Source organism: Nonomuraea sp. NPDC049750 (genome assembly GCF_040659625.1).
Lineage (GTDB): Bacteria > Actinomycetota > Actinomycetes > Streptosporangiales > Streptosporangiaceae > Nonomuraea.
In genome coordinates, this window is the sequence record NZ_JBFANB010000003.1 from 673595 (window position 1) to 691103 (window position 17509).

A 17509-nucleotide genomic window follows, 5' to 3' on the forward strand; every position below is an offset into this window, starting at 1 on the left:
TCGAGGGGGTGTTCCCGGCCATGCGGAGTGGCCGGGAACACGGGGAGGGGTTAGCCGTTGGCGATGCCGGCGCTGCCGGGGGTCTCGCCGCAGCCGTCGCTGGTGCAGTCGTCGGAGTCGAGTCCTATGGACGCGGGTGCGGTCTTCAAGAAGCGGACGTCGAGGGTGAACTCGTGCGGCTCCATGTACCGGATCCTTTCGATCGGAGGGTGGGGCTACCTGGCCGTCGGCCAGGAGATCACGAGACGGGCGTGTTCCTTGTCCAGGACGTGCCCGTCTGGTAGTTCGCCGTTCGGTGTGTCTGCCGGGTGGACCGACAGGCGGGGTTCCGGCCGACTGGCCAGGTTCCACGCGGCGATCTGGTCGGCCAACCGCCGCGCGGACTGCTCGGCTTGCGGGCCGTGCGCGAACGCGCCGAATTCAAAGACGTCGCCGTCGATGGGGCGGGGCTTGGGGCGGTAGGCCAGGTTGGGGCCGTCCACGAGCGCCGGTGTGCCGTACTGCCATGGCAGCGCCACAATGCCGTGGTCGATCGCTTTCTGTGACGCGGTGATCAAGCTGAAGCCGGGCAGGGTCGTGGCGAGCCATAGGTCCTGGTCGCTGTACCGGATCCGGGCACCCACCGTGATGCCGGTCCACACCTCCGCGCGCGGCAGGTTCAGCACTCCAGATAGCGCCGCCGCGTCAATGGTGTCTTTTTCATCCCGCCACAGCCCGACCGTGTGATCTCTGTCAGCGTCGAGCAGCGGGGTCGCGGTGCCCTTGTGGGCTCCCGCGCCCTGCATCGAGACGAAGCCGCACACCTGACGATCACGGCTCACCAGGGCGCCGTCCTGATGTTCCAGGACCCAGGACCTGGTCAAGCCCCAGGTGCGCAGCGGGACGACCAGTCTGCCGCCCTTGGCGAGCTGCGAGGGCCAGGCCGGGGGAACGTCCCACGAGCCGACCGTGACGATGATCGCGTCGAACGTGCGGCCTGGCTCGATCTCGAACTCGGCGTCCGCGCAGATCACCTCCACGTCGCCGTACCCGGCATCCGCCAGGAACCGCTGGGCGCGGTCGGTGACCTCAGGGTCGATGTCGATCGTGGTCACCGAACCCGTCGGCCCGACGACCTCTCGGATCAAGGCCGCGTTGTAGCCGCCGGATCCCACTTCCAGAACCCGGTCGCCGGGCTTGAGCTTTGCCTGGCCCAGCATCACCGCCTGCAGCCAGGGCGCCGACACCGAGCTCATGGAGGCGCCGCGCTCGTTGCGCTTGGTGACGACCGCGGTGTCCTCGTAGGCGGCTTGCAGATCGACGTCGCCCGTGAACAGATTACGAGGCACCGTCCGCAGCGCCCGCTCGACCTCAGCCGGCAGCACCAAGCCCAGCGCCTGGTGGCGAAGGGCGATCTTCTCGATCATGGCGGTGCGTAGCGCTGTGACGTCTTGGACGTCATTGTCGGTGGTCACAGGTTGGATCCCCTCTTCTCGGTGGTGCTGGGCAACTGGTCGATCGTGGCCGCTGGCGGGATCCTCCGGGCTCAGCCACGCCGTCCCCGTCCTTCAGGAAGGTGTCGGGCTCCGGCGTCTCCCCACGGCGCAGATGCTCGGCGTGGTGCGCTTCGGCGAGAGCGATGTAGATGTCGAGGGCCTGGCGGTAGAGGCCGCGGCCGGTCTCCTCGTAGCGGTCGCCGGTGCGGCGCAGCACGAAGAACTGGCCGCCCTCGGACGCCCACTCCCACCGGCCGCAGCATGAGGTGTGTGAGACGCGTAGCTGGCTGCCGACCGTCCTGTACGGCTCCCACCTGAACGCGGGTTCATTTTGCTCGTGCTGCGGTTGTCGGGCTCTGGTCATCGTCTGCTCTCTCCACGCGGGTCTGACTGCCTGATGCCGTGGGGAGAGCGGTAATGGGAGGGTTGTAAGCGTCGTCGCTGGCGAGCGGCGGTCGCTGGCCCTCCTGCCAGATGTTGTGGATGAGGAAGGCGAGTGCGATACCGGCGTCCATGACATGACCTTCGCGTGAGGAGCCGGGGCGTTGTACGCCCCCTGGCGGCCAGGGGAAGACGGACGAATGCACATCCAGGTGTCCGCCTTCCCCGGCCCGGTCGCCCAACCACGGCGAAGCGGCCAGGCTCGCGCAGTGGGGAAGAGGACGACCGAGAGGTGGATCTCGCGGCCCACAGCCGGGCTTGTCCCCGTACGTGGGCCGCGAGACGAGTCGGCGCGGGTCCGAGGAAATGGAGAGTTCGGATGGTCGGCCCGCGCCGGAGTGCACGACCGTGGAGGGGTTCGCCCCTCCGGCCGGTCGCGCCGGGACGTGGGGAGTTGCTGCCGGACCTTTCGGTGGGCAGCGTGCTGGGCCACGTCTCGCTTGCTCACCCGGCCATCTCCTGAAAGAAGCCGGGGGGAATGTGGACGACCGTGGGAGGATGCGCCGGGATGGCCTCGGCTACGGCCAGCAGCAGTTCCGGATCGACATTGAGGACGTTGCGCCACAGTTCGCGGAGGCTTCTGCCGTCGACTGGAGCGTTGACGTCCATGTCGTAGGCCGGGAACGCCCTGAACTTGCGGCCCCACGGCTCCCACATCACCTGCCAGCGGCCGTCCCACGACTCCTGCAACTGCGCGGCCAGGAGGTGGGCATTCTCGTCGCTCAGCACCTCGCTGGCGCGGTGCTGGAAGTCCTCGACGTGCTGCTGGACTACCGTGCTGGGCGTGTTCGGATCCACTCCGGGTGGCGGTGAGGTGCGGTCATCGGTCATGGGGGCCTCGGGTAGTTCTGTGCTGACTTCGCAGTCGGTTGTGGACGTGTCGTTCTTCTCGTCGGGATCTGATGTATCCACAGAAAGGTGGCGATCGTTGTCCATGTCACCGTGGAGTGCGTCGTACACCGTGTCCTGCCGTGGGATGTCTCCGGGCGGTGGGGAGCCATGGCGGTGCCGTGGGGTGCCGCTGCCGTTGCCGTTGCTCATGGCCCGTCTCCTTCCGTTCATCCCGCGCTTAAGCAGCAAACCAAGCCGCCCGAGGTAGCTCCAGAGCGGTTTCGCGGCATCAGAGGTGGCAGAAATGAAGCACCATGCCCGATGAGCAGGGCACTTGAATGGCTGGCGCTTTACGCTTGGTGGTGGCGGAGGGAGCTCAGCGCGTGGCACTGAAGCGGGTTCGGTTCATCCAGAGGCGCAAGGCCATTGGGTTGACGCAGGAGGCGTTGGCCGACGCGCTGGGTGTCGAACGTTCCACTGCCAGTCGCTGGGAGCGGGCCGAGACGGAACCGCAGCCATGGTTGCATCCCAAGATCGCCGCCCTGCTCAAGGTCACAGCGGCTGAGCTGGAGGAACTGCTGGCCGACATCGTTACGCTGCCGGGCAAGTCAGGCGACTACATCTTGCACTCGTCGGTGCCGCTGGATTTCTCACTCACAAATCAGCACACCGTAGAGATCATGGAGAGTTTTACAGGCTACGACATCGCGTCTCGGCGACAGGTGGTCGCGCAACTGGCGGTACTGGCCGGCTCCGCTTTGCTGCAACCTATACGCCAGTGGGTAGCCGGCTTGCCGGTCATACCTGTCAGCAGTGAGGCGCGCCCGGAGGCGCTAGCAGAGCTGGAACAGGCGGTAGTGCTGTTTCGGCGATGGGATGCCTCCGGCGCCGGTGGTTTGCGCCGGAAGGCCGTTGTCGGGCAGTTGAACGCTGTCACTGAAAGCCTGAACGAGCACAACTCCCCTGAGGTTACGCGGCGGCTGTTCCATGTGGCTGCCGAGCTGGCACAGTTGGCCGGATGGATGGCCTACGATCAAGGGCTCCACGGCATGGCCCAGCGCTATTACTTGCTGGCACTGCACGCCTGCCGTGAAGCGGCTGCGCCGGCACTGGGCGCAAAGATCACCGGCGATATGACGCAACTGTCTACCGCGCTGGGTAAATTTAGCGACAGTTTGAGCTTGACACGCACCGCGCTATGCAGCCTGCCGCACGGTGCGAATGATCTGGTACGCGCCGAACTGCTGGGGTTGGAAGCCCGTGCTTATGCCCAACTGGGAGAACGAGAAGCCGGGAACGCCGCGCGCAGCGCCGATGCCTGTGTTGAAATCTGGCAAGAAGCGCAAGCTGACACCCGCCCGGACTGGGTCCATTACATGAATCAGGCAGAGGTGGATTGTCTGGCGGCCAACGCTTTCACCGAGTTGGCGCTGCGAAGCACGCAGCCGGCACGTTGGCAGCAGTACGCGACGCGGGCCGAAAGCCACACCCTGAGTGCGCGCGCCAGCCGGGATGAGGGATACACGCGCAGTCGCATCTTCGATGAAGTCCGGCTGGCGAAGGTTCGGTTGGCTCAGCGTGAGCCGGTGGAGGCCGCGATCGTAGCTCACACCTCCTTGCAGATGGCCCAGCAAGCACGCTCAACACTGGTGGTGGATTGGTTCATCCGCTTGGATGGCGCACTGGTGGGCCGCTACCCCGATTGCTCCGAGGTCGCCACGTTCCACGAGCAGTTGCGGGATTACCTGCGGCGGGCCGCCCCGGCGAGGGAGTGTGAACTCGTTGCTCGCCATTAATTACCAGTCGCTCAGCAGCGAACGGGCCGCCCAGCAACTAGACGAACTCACCGAGCTGTACAGCGAGGTCTACGCCGGGCCGCCGTATGCGTGGGGGCCGGAGCACGCCCAGCTATTCCGGGAACGCTTTGAAGTGCAGCGTCAGCAAGAGGGATACCGGCTCATCACGGCAAGAGAGGACGGCCACCTCGTCGCTTTTGGTTTCGGTGTGACGCTGCAGCCGACAACGCCGTGGTGGCGCAACCTGGTGGCTCCGCTCCCCGAGGAGATCACCGCCGAATGCCCCGGCCGTACCTGGGCGTTGGTCGAGCTGTTGGTACGCGCGCCGTGGCGACGCCAGCATGTGGCCGAAACCATCCATGACATGCTGCTGACTAGCAGACCGGAAAAACGGGCCACTTTGACCGTGCTGCCAGCGGCTACGCCTGCCGTAGCTGCGTACCGCAAATGGGGATGGTACAAGGTAGGCGAGAAACGGAACCCGTTGCCGGGAGCACCGGTGTTTGCGGTCATGGTAAGAAATTTGCGCTTGGAGTGAGACGACCGCCGCGCGGCTGAGGAACGTGGTTCCCGTTCGCCCGCCGGATAGGTGCCGTCAAGGATCTTGGTCCGGAGGTCGGCCAGGATTTAGAGCGCGATGGCCGAGCGGAGGGCCAGGCCCGCGCCCAGCAGCATCACCATGCCGGCCGTGCCCAGCGGTGCCAGGGTGGACAGCCGGGCGGCGAGGCCCCGTCCCCGTGAGGCGCGGCGTTCGAGGCGGTCGACGAGCTTGACCAGCAGCAGGCCCGTCACGGTGAGTGTCGCGGCCATGCCGATGCCGTACGCGGTGACCAGCGCCACCCCGAACCAGGTACGACCCAGCGCGATCGCCCCCAGCAGCACGATGAGCGCCGACGGGCTCGGCACCAGCCCGCCCGCCACCCCCATCCCCAGCAGCCCGGCCCGCGTCGAGCCCTCGTGCCCATGCCCGTGGCCGTGCTCGTGTTCGTCCGCATGCCCGTGGCCGTGCCCATGGCCGTGCCCATGGCCGTGACCGTGACCGTGGCCATGTCCGTGGCCGTGCCCGTGTCCGGTGGCGCGGCGGGTGGACAGGAGCAGGCGCAGGCCGATGATGGCGATCAGCACGCCGCTGGCCACCCCCAGCCACCCCAGCACCGCCTCCCCGGCCAGCGCCGTGAACGCGCTCAGCAGCAGGCCCACCACCAGCACCCCGACCGTGTGCGTGGCCGTCACCGTGGCCCCCACGACCAGGGCGTCACGCGGCCGTCCGCGCCGCCCGGCCAGGTACGCGGCCATGATCGTCTTGCCGTGTCCGGGGATCAGCGCGTGCCCGGCCCCGAGGAGCATCGCCAGGGCCACGGCCAGCAGCCCGAGCGGCACCGTGAGCGAGTCGGCGCCGATCAGGCCGGTGAACGTCCGGTCCAGCGCCGCCAGCGCGTCCCCGACCGGTCCACCGACGCTGATCGTGCCGAGCCGGGAAGTCGTGCCGCCGGAGCCGGGGGAGCCGTCGCCGGACAGGGCGGAGGCGGCGCCGCCGACGGTGACGGCGGCCGTGCGCTGGTCGAGCGGGTTGGTCAGCAGGTCCTGCGGGTACTTGCGCAGCTCGTCACTCACGCTGACCGACGGCACGGACGACCGGGTCAGCCGTACCCCGTCGCCGACGGCGGTGATCTCGCGCCAGCCGATCCGTTCCTGCTCGAACGCGTCGGTGAACGACACCGCGCCCGACACCCGGATCTCGGCGACCAGCCCGCAGGTCAGGCGGCTGGTCTGCAGACCGCCCTGCCCCGGCGCGTAGGCGAACGCCGAACGCGACACCCGCCACGGCACCGCCGTACCCCCGACGGTGAGCCGCTGGGCGGCGGCCAGCGTGGCGCAGGTCCTGGCCGCGTACGAGCCGTCCACGCCTGGTTTCGCCTGGAGCGTCGGCAGTTCCGCCGCGTCCACGACCGCCTCGTTCTCCACCCGGTCGGGCCGCAGGCGCAGTCCGTTGTAGTGGTTGACGGTGAAGTTCCCGAGCGGATGCCGGGCCACCGTCTCCGCCCGCGCCGCGGCCACGAACAGCACCGAGGCGCACGTCGACAACACCAGGCCCGCGACGGCGGACAGCAGGCCGAGCCGGAGCACCCTCATGAGAACCTCGCCAGTGCGGGCAGGGACGGATCGAAGCCCGGGGGCACGCGCGCGGGCTTGCCGAGTGCGCGCTCGATCTGGGCGCGGTGGTAGCCGAGCAGCGGGTTGCGCCAGCCGGTCGAGGTGGCCTTCTTCGCGTACGGCAGGGCCTCGCGCGGCTTGCCCGCCTTGAACAGGGCCCAGCCGAGGGCGTCGGCGGCGACGAGGTTGGGATTGCGCGCGTACTCGGCCCTGGCATGCCGTACGGCCAGCGCCGGGTCGCCGTGATCGGCCTCGAACTCGGCCCAGGTGAGGTCGTCCCGCACCCCGGCGGCCCGCAGCAGCTTCCGCTGGGCCTCCAGCAGGGTCCAGTCCGGTTTCAGCCCCGCCTTGATCCGGGTCTCGCCCTGCTCGATCAGGTACTGCGACAGCGGCAGCCGCTCGACCACCCGCCGGTAGAGATCGAGCGCCTCGGCCGTCCGCCCGCCGAGCGCCGCGACCCTGGCCTGTCCGGCGAGCGCGGGGGTGTAGGCGGGGTATGCCTGGAGCGCCTTGGCGTACCAGGCGCCGGCCGCGGCCAGGTCGCCCGAGTGCAGGGCCAGTTCGCCCAGGTAGTAGCGGGTGTAGGCGACGTCCGCCGGGGCGTAGGCGTCGTTCTGGGCGTACTCCAGGAACTTGCGCGCCCCCGTCCGGTCGCCGCGCAGCTCGGCCGCGTAGGAGGCGCGGGCGAACGACGCCACGCCCGGACGCAGCCCCATCATCGCGTCCACGGCCTTCGAGGCCCCGCTCAGGTCGCCGAGCTGCGTCTTCGCGTCGGCCAGCACCCCGTGCGCCGCCGCGCTGTAGGGGTTGGCGCCGATGGCCCGCCGCGCCAGCCGTACCGCGTCGGAGAACTCGTGGCGGCCGGCGGCGAGCGCCGCCTGGCCGGTCAGGACCGCGTCATCGGCCGGGTTCAGCCGGGCGGCGGTGGCCAGGGCCCCTTGAGCCTTGGTGTAGTACGACGGGTCGCCGGTGACCCTGGCCTGGTCGACGTACTCCAGGCCGAGCTGGGCCCAGCCGCGGTAGTCGCCGGGCAGGCGCTTCAGACGGGCCTGCAGCGTCTCCGTGAAGGTCACGGCCTGCGTGGTTCCAGTAGAGGTCGCCGGCGGGGCGTAGACGGCGTAGGCCGTGACGGCCAGCGCGCCGGCCACGACGAGGCCACCGGCAAGGGCGAGGGATCGCATCCAAGGCTCCGAAGATCGGAAGGGGTCGGCGCGGACGGGTCGAGGGCCGGCCGGCCCTGACGGGGGACAAGGCCGGCCGGCCGGGGGCGCGGCGGGAGTTTGGGAGACGGGCCCGCCGCGGGGGGGACCGGCCGGCCCGGAGAGGAGGCCGACCGGTCGGGGCTCACCGCTGGTTCACAGCCACGTTGCTGGGCAGCGGGATGTACGGGAACGAGTCCAGGATGGGCTTGTCGTTCTTGTCGACCTTGTCCGTCAGGCCAGGGACGAGCTTGCCGGACAGCGCGGCGCCCGCCACGGCCTGCAGCGAGATGTCCACCACGTCGTCGGACAGGCGGCGGCCGTTCGGAAAGCCCGCCAGGTCACCGGCCAGCACGCCGAGCCGGTTGGGGTCCTTGGACGGCGGGACCGCCATGTTGAGCCGCAGCATCTCGGCGGGCCGCAGCTTGCCGGCGTCCTTGTTGAGGGTCTGCGAGTTCAGGTCGGCCTTGATCGGCCCGTTGCCCTTGGCGATGCCGGTCAGGAAGATCTCGACCAGGTCGCCGCGCGGGGTCGCCGGCGCCTTGATGCCGTAGATGCCCTCCAGCAGCTTGGCCACCTCGGGGTCGGTGACGCGCTTGACCACCTCGGGGATGCCGGCGTCCTTGACCGGGGGCAGCGAGTTGAACGCGTCCTTCAGACCGGCCGGCATCACGACCTCGTTGACCAGCGGGTTGCCCAGGCGCGAGACCTGGACGTAGCCGTTCGGGCGCCACTTGTCCGTGGTGGACCAGATGCCGACCACCGGGTTGCGCCGGGTGTCGCCCCGGAGCGCCAGGTCGTGGGCGGGCACCTGGACGGCCAGGGTGCTCACGTTGTAGCCCTTGGTGGTGTCCTGGCCGACCTCGGACAGGTTGCCGCCGTAGAGCAGGTCGAAGACGCGCAGGTCCAGGAAGAACGCCTCGTCGGACTGGCCGGCGTAGGCCTTGCCGCCGTTCGGGAGGCTCTTGAGGGACTGGGCGCGCAGCGTGCCGTAGTCGGGCATCGAGGCGGGGCCGACGTTGCTCGGCGCGACGATGCCGTCCGAGACGAGCGTCCTGCTGCCGTCCTCGGTGATCCGCTTGAGCGTGTAGTGCTGGCGGAAGAGCAGGTTCTCGTCGTGGAGCGAGGTGACGGGCCCGTTGTTGTACAGGAACGTGGCGTTGCCGCGCCGGTCCTCATCGCGGAAGGTCCACTGGTAGACGATGTCGGGCTTGGCGTCGCCGTCGTTGTCGATCTTGATGTTGTAGCGGGACTTGGTGTCGAACGTGTAGAAGTTCGGGCCGCCCTGGGGCTCCTGGAACGGGATCCAGTTGGCCAGCAGGGTCACGGTGTCGGCCTTGTCGGGGCTGACGAACGCGTACACGTCGGTGTTGTCGTTACGCGGGTCGCCCGCGATCATCGGCGCCTCGCGGTGCGAGGAAGCGTCGCCGGAGTCGGTACGGAGCAGGGCGAACGAGGAGGCGGTCAACGCCGCCGCGACGCCCAGTCCGACTAGAGCGCGCCGGTTGATCCGGAGCTCCATGTTCGGTCCTTTCGAGAGTGCTGATCGAGATCGAGAGGTTCCGGCCGGGTTCCTCGACGGCGTATTCGTCGCAACTCCGCGAACGGATGTGTCTTCTCCTCCTCGAGAATGAGACGTCAACGAAGGTTGACATACTTTGGTCGTCAATTTAGGTTGACGGGTGCGGATCGCGATCCGCCGTTCGTTGGGTTTTCGGGATATATCGCGAGAGGAGAAACGGTGATCAGAGAGCTGCTCGCCTACATGCGCCCGCACAGGAAGATCCTGGTACTCGGGGGGTTACTCGGCCTGGTCGGCTCGGCGGCCGGCCTGGCGATGCCGTTGCTGGCCAAGTACGTGGTGGACGCCTTCGGGCAGGATCGGTCGATGGCCGGGCCGTTGGTCGGGCTGACCGTGGCGGTACTGGTCGGAGCGGTGGTGTCGGCGCTGGGCACGTACCTGATGGAGCGCACCGGCGAGGGCATCGTGCTGGGCGCGCGGCGCCGGCTCATCGACCGGATGTTCCGGCTGAAGGTCGCCGACGTGGACCGGCTCAAGCCCGGCGATCTGCTGTCGCGGGTGACCGGTGACACGACGCTGTTGCGGGCCGTACTGACCAACGGGGTCGTGAACTCGATCGGCGCGGTGTTCATGCTGGCCGGCGCGATCATCATGATGGCGACCATGGATGGCGTGCTGCTGCTGGTCACGCTGCTCGTGGTGGTGGTGATCGGCGGGCTGACCGGGCTGGTGATGCCCAGGATCCAGCGGGCGCAGAAGCAGGCCCAGGAGGCCGTCGGCGAGATGGGCGCCGTGCTCGACCGGGCGCTGCAGGCGTACCGGACGGTCAAGGCCAGCGGCGCGGAGGAGCGCGAGATCGCGGTCGTCGGCGGCGCCGCCACGCGCGCTCGCGACCGGGGGCTGCAGGTGGCCGGATGGACCTCGCTGGCCGGGGTGGCGACCTGGATGACGGTGCAGATCGCCTTCCTGTGTGTGCTGGCCGTCGGCGGGGCGCGGGTCGCCTCGGGCGTGCTGGAGGTCTCGTCGCTGATCGCGTTCCTGCTGTACCTGTTCTACCTGGTCGCGCCCATCGGGCAGATCGTCGAGGGTATGGTGCAGCTGCAGCAGGGCCTGGCGGCGATGAAGCGGATCAAGGAGATCGAGGACCTGCCCGCCGAGCCCGTCGGCGCCACGGTTCCGGCGGCCCTCCTCGCCGCGCGGCCGGCGGGCGTGCGGTTCGACGACGTGGTGTTCCGGTACGGGGACGACCGGCCGATCGTGCACGACGGGGTCAGCTTCGAGGTGCCGCCGGGCGGGCTGACCGCGCTCGTCGGGCCGTCGGGCGCGGGCAAGTCGACGGTGTTCGCCCTGCTGGAGCGGTTCTACGAGCACCAGGACGGATTGATCACGGTCGACGGCCGGGACATCCGCGACTGGCCGCTCGCCGAGCTGCGGGCCACGCTGGGCTATGTCGAGCAGGACGCGCCCGTGCTGGCGGGCACCCTCAAGGAGAACCTGCTCTTCGCCGCCCAGAACGCCACCGAGGAGGAGCTGCGGCGCGCGATCACCCGCACCCGCCTGGACGACCTGGTCGCCAGGCTGCCGGAGGGGCTCGACACGGCCGTCGGACATCGGGGCGTGCTGCTGTCGGGCGGCGAGCGGCAGCGGGTGGCGATCGCCAGGGCGCTGCTGCGCAAGCCCAGGCTGCTCCTGCTCGACGAGGCCACCTCGCAGCTCGACGCGGTCAACGAGCTGCGGCTGCGCGAGGTCATCGCCGAGGTGGCCGCCGAGACGACCGTCCTCGTCATCGCGCACCGCCTGTCCACGGTGACCAACGCGGACCGCATCGTGGTTATGGAGGCGGGCGGGGTACGCGCGGTCGGCACCCACGACGAACTGGTGGGCCAGGACGACCTCTACCGCGAACTGGCCGCGACCCAGTTCCTGGTGAGCTAGCACCACGCCCCAACTCCCGACTTCCTCCCCTGAAGGACCTCCGCCGGCGGCCCCTCTCCCGGGCGTCTCCGGCCGGCGGCCTCCCCTGAGGGACGTCCGCCGACAGCTCCCGCCCCTGAGAGACCCCCGCCGACGCCCTCCCCCTCCCCCGAGAGACCCCAGCCGAAGTGCGGTGGGGGAGGGAGTGAAGGTCGTTCGGGAGTGACATGCGGAAAACCTGGCTAGTAATTTGCGAGCGACCTGGGTGAATACGTTCATTCAGAAGGTCGCAGGAGCCACGCCCACGAGGCACGACAAACCGGGCCATTCTGGGGCTGTTCCCCGACAACGAGCCGCCGACCAGGTGGATCCGTCTGGCGCGGGAGGGATGAGAAGTCGGACAGATGGTGTTGGAGCTGCTGTGACAGGTGGATACCACAGTGGTCTGGCCGGGCTTCTCGACGGGCGGCGGCTCTCTCCGGTGCAGCGGCGGATCGCCCACTACCTGTCCGAGCATCTCGACGAGGCGATCTTCCTGTCCAGTGTCGAGCTGGCCGAGCGGTCAGGGGTGAGTCAGCCGTCCGTGACGAGGTTCGCCATGGTGCTCGGCTTCGCCGGCTATCCGGAGCTGCGGCAGGCGCTGCGTCCGCTGGTGCTGGGCGGGCCGCCGGAGGAGAGCCTGCTCCATGGCGCCATCGACAATGAGATCCGTAACCTGGCCGCCGTCAGGGAGCGGCTGGCGGGCCTGCCCCTGAAGGAGCTGGGGGAGTCGCTGGCCGCCACCGAGCCGCTGCCGGTGCTGGGGCTGCGGGTCTCCTGCGGGCTGGCCACCACCTTCGCCTACTACGCGCGGCGGATCCATCCGGAAGTGCGGCTGCTGACCCACGGCGGCTCCGAGCTGATCGAGGGGCTGCACGCCGCGCGGCGGGCGGGCGCCGAATGGCTGCTCGCCGTGGTGCTGCCGCGCTATCCGGCCGAGGTCATGCACGCCCTGGAGTACGCCGAGAAGCAGGGGCTGCGGATCGCCGCCATCTGCGACAAAGCCGACTTCCCCGCCGAGGTGGTGCTCGACGCGCCGGTGGGGGACCGGCTGGTGTTCGACTCCCACGCGGCGCCGCTCACGCTGGCCATGGCCCTGGTCGAGGCCATGGCCGACGCGGCGCCGCTGCGTACCCAGGCCCGGCTGGAGGAATACGAGCGGATGGCTGACGAGACCGGCACGTTCGTCACTGCGGATCCGTCCGATCCGGCCTGACCGGCGATCCGGCGCGAGCACGCGAGCCACGCCGACACAGCGACCGCCACGGACATACCGAAGAGAGCCGCCGTTTCCCTTCTTGGAACGGTGGCTCTCTCGTGCGGGCGACCGGATCGCTACCCGGAAGCGATCGATTTCCACACGTCTTCGGTATCGCGGCGATAGCCGCGCGCTGTTTCCATCACGACGACATGACCGTTCTTGCGCTCAGTTCGTTTAATGACATACTGCCCGCCTTCGGCGCATAATTCGTATTCGACATTGCCGCGCACGAAGAATTGCTTCATTCGGCTGGCCATCCCGCGCGAGTCGTACTCAGTCCATGTCAGAGCCACTGGAACCACCATTGCTCTGTTCAGGGTTCTGCCGACGTGAATTTCAGTTGATTCGGATGTTTCGTCGGGCCGTCGATCCTGCCAAGATCATGAGACCAGCGAGGATTGCTCTTGATCAGAACATCGAATGCGACGACTTTGCCCCAACCGCCATCGGCGAGACCTTCGATCAACCAAGTCCACGCGAACATGAGATCGGTCGTCAGGATGGCGCCCGTGACGGCCTTCGGTGCTTGGTCGTCGGTATGGACTTCGATGAGGTAGACGTTCGCGATGTTCTTCGGGACATAGATCATGTTGCCGTTGATCTCAACGGCCACCTTGTCCGAGTCCGCACGCTGAGGGGACATCAGGCCACTTTCCTACTATTAGGAGATATGATCAGATCCGCCCGAATGGTTCTAATCTTGGTCATGGATCAGGACCTCACTTCCTGATCAAGGGAGCCGTACGGCGTGTCCCCCGCTTTGCGGCTCCCGCTATCTCGGCGCGTTCGCCCTTGCGAACTCAGTCCACCGTTCGGAAGCCGTGCACACATGCTGCGCCTAGAGGACACTGGAGGGCAGAAGCAGACCGCGCCGACTGAGAGGTACGTACGTGGCTTCCAAGCAGCGTCCGGCATGGGCTGAACGCTTGCGCAACGAACGGCGTAAGCGTTGGTGGTCCCAGAACGATATGGCCAGCGAACTGGAGAAGGCCGCCGATAAGCATATTCGTGCGACTCTCCCAGAACGTGCGTCAGTTATCCGCAGGATTCGCGACTACGAATCCGGCAAGCACCAACCCCGAGACCCGTACCGTCTTCTGTACTGTCGCGTGCTCAACATGAGCGAAGCTGAGTTGTACGGCGACGGACCCGTTCAAAACGGGCGACCCCCTGGGGACGTCCTCAGGGATCTATTGCGCGAGCCCGAACCGCTTCGTCCCAATGACAACCGCACGGGATCGCGTCTTGGAATCGGCAATGTCGAAGACCTCGGCGCACGGGTTCACGGCTTGCGGCTGGCTGACGACGTTCTCGCCGGTGGTGATCTGATACAGCCCGCATTCCGTGAACTCGACGCAGCGATACGGGTCTACCGAACGAGTACTTATGCGCAGGATGTTGGCCGTCGCTTGCTCTCGACTATCGGCGAGTTCGCTCAGATCGCCGGATGGGTGGCCAGCGACGCCGGACAGCACGAACAAGCGGCCCGCACATACCGGCTCGGGATCAGTGCGGCACATGAGGCCGGTGACGGAACCCTTGAATCCAATCTGATCGGTTCGCTTGCTTATCAGGTCTCTAACACGGTAGACGTTCAAGAAGGGATCGCGTTTGCCCGCGCGGCTTTGGATGCTGCCGGACCGTATGCACCGGCGCGAGCCCGGGCGCTCGCTTGGGATCGGATCGCATGGGCGCACGCTCGCGCCGACGAAACACAGCCGACCATGCGAGCACTCGGCGAAGCTGAAACGGCTCTTGCTCAACATGGCGGGGAAGACGAAGCGGGATATCTGTATTGGGTCGATCCCGGCGAATTGCAAGTGATGGAAGCACGTTGCTACACGGAACTACACCGCCCACTTCGCGCCGTTCCCCTTCTTACCGACGTGCTCGCTCGTTATGACTCGACGCATACCCGGGAACTCGCGCTCTACCTTTCGTGGCTCGCCGACGCGAACGAACCGGAGGAAGCCGCACGAGCAGCGGCGCGCATGTTCGAGCTGTCCGCCGATATCGCCAGCGATCGAACGGCACAGCGGGGGCACGTTGTCCGTGCGCGTTTGGAGTCCTACCGATACGTTCCCGAAGTGCGCCGAGTATTGGATGCATCGGGGTTCTGATCATAGCCGTCGAGTAGGTGAGGCTGGTATTGGATCTTCTTGAGTTTGCGTTTGTTGATCCGGACGAGTCCGTGTAGGTCGGCGACGACGAAGTTGGCCATGGCCCGGCGGAGCAGGGGCCAGATTCCTTCTGCCGGGTTCAGTTCGGGGGTGTAGGTGGGGAACTGATAGATGCGCACCCAGTCGGCGTTGGCCTGGGCGAACTCGGTCAGTTCCGTGGCCAGGTGGATGTTCAGATTGTCCCAGCACCACACGAGCGGGCGCCGAGCTGCATGTGGGTGGAGATGATCAGATCGCGGTGTGTTTACCTCGGACAGTCACCCTCGGGCGGGCGCCGTGTGGTGTCCAGGTTCGTCCTTTGGGCGGCCTCAGCCCCTGACCGGCCTCGTCCTCGAAGCAGATGTAGGTGCCCAGGTCCGCCGCGGTGGCTTTATGGCCAGCCACACCTGCTCTTTCCAGGCGGTGATCGCCTCTTCGTCGCGCTCCAGCGCGCATTTTACCGGCACCTGCACCGACCAGCCGTGCCGGTGCAGCAGCTTGCCGACCCCCTCGATGGTGTACCCGACGTGGAACAGCTTGCCGATCAGCGTCTTGATCCGGGCCAGCGTCCAGCGCTGGTCATTGGCGAACCCGTGCGCCAATGGCCCACGGCCCAGTTCGGCTTCCACCCGCGCCCACTGTACGGTGCTCAGCTTCTCCCGCGAGACGGGCCCCTGCGACGGCAGCGCCTGGATGCCGCCCCGCTGCCAGGCCGCGCGCCAGCGACCGACCGACCGCTCACTGATCCGTAACTCCCGCGCGATGTCCCGGGTGGACTCCCCCTCGGCGAACCGCTCGGCCGTCCGGAGCCGTAACCGCTCACGTCGTTCCTGCTCGGCGGGGGTGTGCCCGCCCCTCTGCTCGTACCTCATGGCTCCGGCATACACCAGAAACAGCAGGTAGTCACAACTCTATGACTCTACGAATTCATTCTGTGTAGCTCTCCGGGATGTGGACAAAATGTAGACACATCAATACGGAGAATTTAAACATCAATCTTTCCTGATTGCGCTGGATCAACAGCGGCTATTGATATCGCGATCTAAGCGGGATGTCATTGCGATCATCGGCTGTACCACCAGGGACGACAGTTCCCAAAACGACAGGAGGCACTTTATGTGGAGCGGCATTAGACGCTTCTTATTGGTTGCACTCGCCATATTCGTTGGGCTCGTGGCGACTGAAGGGCCAGCACTCGCGCATGCAATCCGGACGTACGGAACCCTCTACAAGTCCACCGACCTCTGCACTAAAGGCAGGATCTCGATGGACCACAGCAGCAGCGCACCCGGAGGCTGGATCGATACAACAACCTATTCGGAGACTCGCACGTTCACTGGCGGCACCTGGGTGCAGTGCGGAACCCCATGGATCCGACCCTCAGGCAACATCCGAGTCTCGATGAACATGTGGGTATGGTCGGGCTCGGGTTCGACCTTCTACCTCTGCGACACGTTCGGATGGATATACAACACCGCCAGCGTAACACGAATCACGTTCTCCAAGCAGTATGCCGATCCCCCTTGCGGCGATAATTACTATCTCTCGCAAGGCTTCTTCGAGGTGAAGAACAGTTCCTGGTACGGGGGCGACTACATGAGCGACGACAACCATTACTATCCGACGACCGCCCTGGCTCCCTCGTCTCCGAAGGCCGCGGCTCCACCTTCGCTGCCCGACTTCAGCAAGATGCCAGCTAAGGTCCAAAAAGCGGGACTCGACGGAAAACCACTCATGGACGCACAAGGAAATCCCGTTCTCGTTGACCTGCGCCCATCGAGCGACATGAATACAGCAAACGTTCAGCGTGAGCTGCGGACGGATGAATCAGGGCAACTCGAGGAGAGGGTTACCCTGCGCTAACGCTATAAGCATCTCCAGCCCATGCTAGGCTGCGGACTCCATCCCGGCCTAGCATGGAGCTTCATGTTTATAGGTACTTTGCGGTTGGTAACATCGGAGGAAGGAAGTTTGGCGAACTCTCGATGCACTCCTGCAACGTACGACCCATTTGCGAACGGAAGGTAACTTCCGTACCTTCAAGGAGGGGTTATGCCGGAGAAACGTAGGCCATCTGAACACTCGAAGCCAGGGGGTTTTACCCCCAGTCCGGATCAAGCTCCCGTGATGGGCAGGGATGGTCAGCTCCTTCTGGACGAAGACGGCAACCCCATCATGCGTGCCGTCCGGCCTCACGAACATGGCGACCATAGCGAGCATCTCGAAAGGAGCTTCGAGGGGCTCGCTGACGGCGGCCTCGAGGAGAGGGCAGAGGATAGGCAACGCCCGAAGGAAAGATAGCGCAAGTCTCTCCTCGAGATGAATGATCACTGACTCTTTTCCATCCTCGCGCGGCGTGTGTGATGCGGTGGTTTTGAAGGACGGCGATGGCCTTGCACAGGTGGCCGGTCTTGCTGGGGCTGCAGCGTAGCTTTCGCAGGATGCGCCAGCTTTTGAGCTGGGCGTTTGCGCGTTCGCCGGGTCCGCGAAGGCGGGCGTGGGAACGGTTGGCCCGTTTCTGGGACTCGGGCTTGTTCTTGCCCTTGACCCTGCTGGCTAACTCGCGGCGCGTATGGTGTGGTTCGTGATCTGCTGGGTCAGGTGGATCATGAAGGGCGGCCGTCATTCCCTCATCCCGGCTGCGTTTGGGGTGTTTCGGTGTCTGTGCAGCCATGTCCGTGGCCGGAGCCGTCGCCGTTGGTGGCTGAGGCGATCCGA

17 protein-coding genes and 1 pseudogene are annotated in these 17509 nt (G+C 66.7%); 6 read left to right on the plus strand and 12 right to left on the minus strand.

Going from position 1 to position 17509, the window contains the following annotated elements:
• Nucleotides 1–50 precede the first annotated feature (50 nt).
• The 4 genes from fxlA to AB0J16_RS11600 form a co-directional block, all read right to left on the minus strand.
• A complete protein-coding gene (gene fxlA, locus AB0J16_RS11585; RefSeq protein WP_358537380.1) occupies nucleotides 51–185 on the minus strand; it encodes an FxLD family lanthipeptide in 135 nt (44 codons plus the stop codon).
• Nucleotides 186–215: 30 nt separating this feature from the next.
• On the minus strand, nucleotides 216–1454 hold the full coding sequence (gene fxlM, locus AB0J16_RS11590) for a methyltransferase, FxLD system (protein ID WP_358537383.1): 1239 nt from the start codon (nucleotides 1452–1454) through the stop codon (nucleotides 216–218).
• Nucleotides 1438–1839 carry a hypothetical protein gene (locus AB0J16_RS11595; protein WP_358537386.1) on the minus strand — a complete coding sequence of 134 codons (402 nt, stop codon included), beginning with the start codon at nucleotides 1837–1839 and terminating at the stop codon, nucleotides 1438–1440. Before AB0J16_RS11595 ends, fxlM begins: the two co-directional genes overlap by 17 nt.
• A gap of 521 nt (nucleotides 1840–2360) precedes the next feature.
• The gene (locus AB0J16_RS11600) at nucleotides 2361–2957 is read right to left on the minus strand and encodes a hypothetical protein (protein WP_358537389.1); all 597 of its coding nucleotides are present in this window, start codon (nucleotides 2955–2957) and stop codon (nucleotides 2361–2363) included.
• A gap of 173 nt (nucleotides 2958–3130) precedes the next feature.
• Here AB0J16_RS11600 and AB0J16_RS11605 point away from each other — a divergent pair, with 173 nt between their 5' ends.
• Nucleotides 3131–4543, plus strand: a complete 1413-nt coding sequence (locus AB0J16_RS11605) for a helix-turn-helix transcriptional regulator (protein WP_358537392.1) — start codon at nucleotides 3131–3133, stop codon at nucleotides 4541–4543.
• Nucleotides 4521–5081, plus strand: coding sequence for a GNAT family N-acetyltransferase (locus AB0J16_RS11610; protein ID WP_358537395.1), 561 nt, complete (start codon nucleotides 4521–4523; stop codon nucleotides 5079–5081). The genes AB0J16_RS11605 and AB0J16_RS11610 overlap by 23 nt, the downstream gene beginning before the upstream one ends.
• 89 nt (nucleotides 5082–5170) lie before the next feature.
• Here the strand turns inward: AB0J16_RS11610 and AB0J16_RS11615 are convergent, their stop codons facing one another.
• The 3 genes from AB0J16_RS11615 to AB0J16_RS11625 form a co-directional block, all read right to left on the minus strand.
• Nucleotides 5171–6676 carry a High-affinity nickel-transporter gene (locus AB0J16_RS11615; protein ID WP_358537398.1) on the minus strand — a complete coding sequence of 502 codons (1506 nt, stop codon included), beginning with the start codon at nucleotides 6674–6676 and terminating at the stop codon, nucleotides 5171–5173.
• Nucleotides 6673–7878 carry a tetratricopeptide repeat protein gene (locus tag AB0J16_RS11620; protein WP_358537401.1) on the minus strand — a complete coding sequence of 402 codons (1206 nt, stop codon included), beginning with the start codon at nucleotides 7876–7878 and terminating at the stop codon, nucleotides 6673–6675. The genes AB0J16_RS11615 and AB0J16_RS11620 overlap by 4 nt, the downstream gene beginning before the upstream one ends.
• A 163-nt stretch (nucleotides 7879–8041) precedes the next feature.
• A complete protein-coding gene (locus AB0J16_RS11625) occupies nucleotides 8042–9418 on the minus strand; it encodes a DUF4331 domain-containing protein (protein ID WP_358537404.1) in 1377 nt (458 codons plus the stop codon).
• Between the two features lie 219 nt (nucleotides 9419–9637).
• On the opposite strand from AB0J16_RS11625, the gene AB0J16_RS11630 reads away from it, so the two are divergent.
• Together AB0J16_RS11630 and AB0J16_RS11635 are read left to right on the plus strand one after the other, a co-directional pair.
• Nucleotides 9638–11353, plus strand: a complete 1716-nt coding sequence (locus AB0J16_RS11630; protein ID WP_358537407.1) for an ABC transporter ATP-binding protein — start codon at nucleotides 9638–9640, stop codon at nucleotides 11351–11353.
• A 400-nt stretch (nucleotides 11354–11753) separates the two neighbouring features.
• Entirely contained in the window at nucleotides 11754–12587 is an 834-nt protein-coding gene (locus AB0J16_RS11635) for a MurR/RpiR family transcriptional regulator (RefSeq protein WP_358537410.1), read from the plus strand.
• A 119-nt stretch (nucleotides 12588–12706) separates the two neighbouring features.
• Here AB0J16_RS11635 and AB0J16_RS11640 read toward each other — a convergent pair whose 3' ends face one another.
• Nucleotides 12707–12925, minus strand: a complete 219-nt coding sequence (locus AB0J16_RS11640; RefSeq protein ID WP_358537413.1) for a hypothetical protein — start codon at nucleotides 12923–12925, stop codon at nucleotides 12707–12709.
• Nucleotides 12926–12945: 20 nt separating this feature from the next.
• A complete protein-coding gene (locus tag AB0J16_RS11645) occupies nucleotides 12946–13275 on the minus strand; it encodes a hypothetical protein (RefSeq protein ID WP_358537416.1) in 330 nt (109 codons plus the stop codon).
• Nucleotides 13276–13522: 247 nt separating this feature from the next.
• Here AB0J16_RS11645 and AB0J16_RS11650 point away from each other — a divergent pair, with 247 nt between their 5' ends.
• Nucleotides 13523–14752 (plus strand): transcriptional regulator, encoded by a 1230-nt coding sequence (locus AB0J16_RS11650; protein ID WP_358537419.1) that lies wholly within the window; start codon nucleotides 13523–13525, stop codon nucleotides 14750–14752.
• On the opposite strand, the gene AB0J16_RS11655 is transcribed toward AB0J16_RS11650, so the two are convergent.
• A complete protein-coding gene (locus tag AB0J16_RS11655) occupies nucleotides 14701–15006 on the minus strand; it encodes a transposase (protein ID WP_358537422.1) in 306 nt (101 codons plus the stop codon). The two genes, AB0J16_RS11650 and AB0J16_RS11655, sit on opposite strands and share 52 nt — an antisense overlap.
• Before the next feature lie 114 nt (nucleotides 15007–15120).
• Nucleotides 15121–15663: a winged helix-turn-helix domain-containing protein gene (locus AB0J16_RS11660; protein WP_358537425.1), complete on the minus strand. Its 543-nt coding sequence runs from the start codon at nucleotides 15661–15663 to the stop codon at nucleotides 15121–15123.
• A 529-nt stretch (nucleotides 15664–16192) separates the two neighbouring features.
• On the opposite strand from AB0J16_RS11660, the gene AB0J16_RS11665 reads away from it, so the two are divergent.
• The gene (locus tag AB0J16_RS11665; RefSeq protein WP_358537428.1) at nucleotides 16193–16654 is read left to right on the plus strand and encodes a hypothetical protein; all 462 of its coding nucleotides are present in this window, start codon (nucleotides 16193–16195) and stop codon (nucleotides 16652–16654) included.
• Nucleotides 16655–17159: 505 nt separating this feature from the next.
• Here AB0J16_RS11665 and AB0J16_RS11670 read toward each other — a convergent pair.
• A pseudogene (locus AB0J16_RS11670) lies at nucleotides 17160–17336 on the minus strand (transposase family protein); the annotation flags it as partial.
• Nucleotides 17337–17509: the final 173 nt, after the last annotated feature.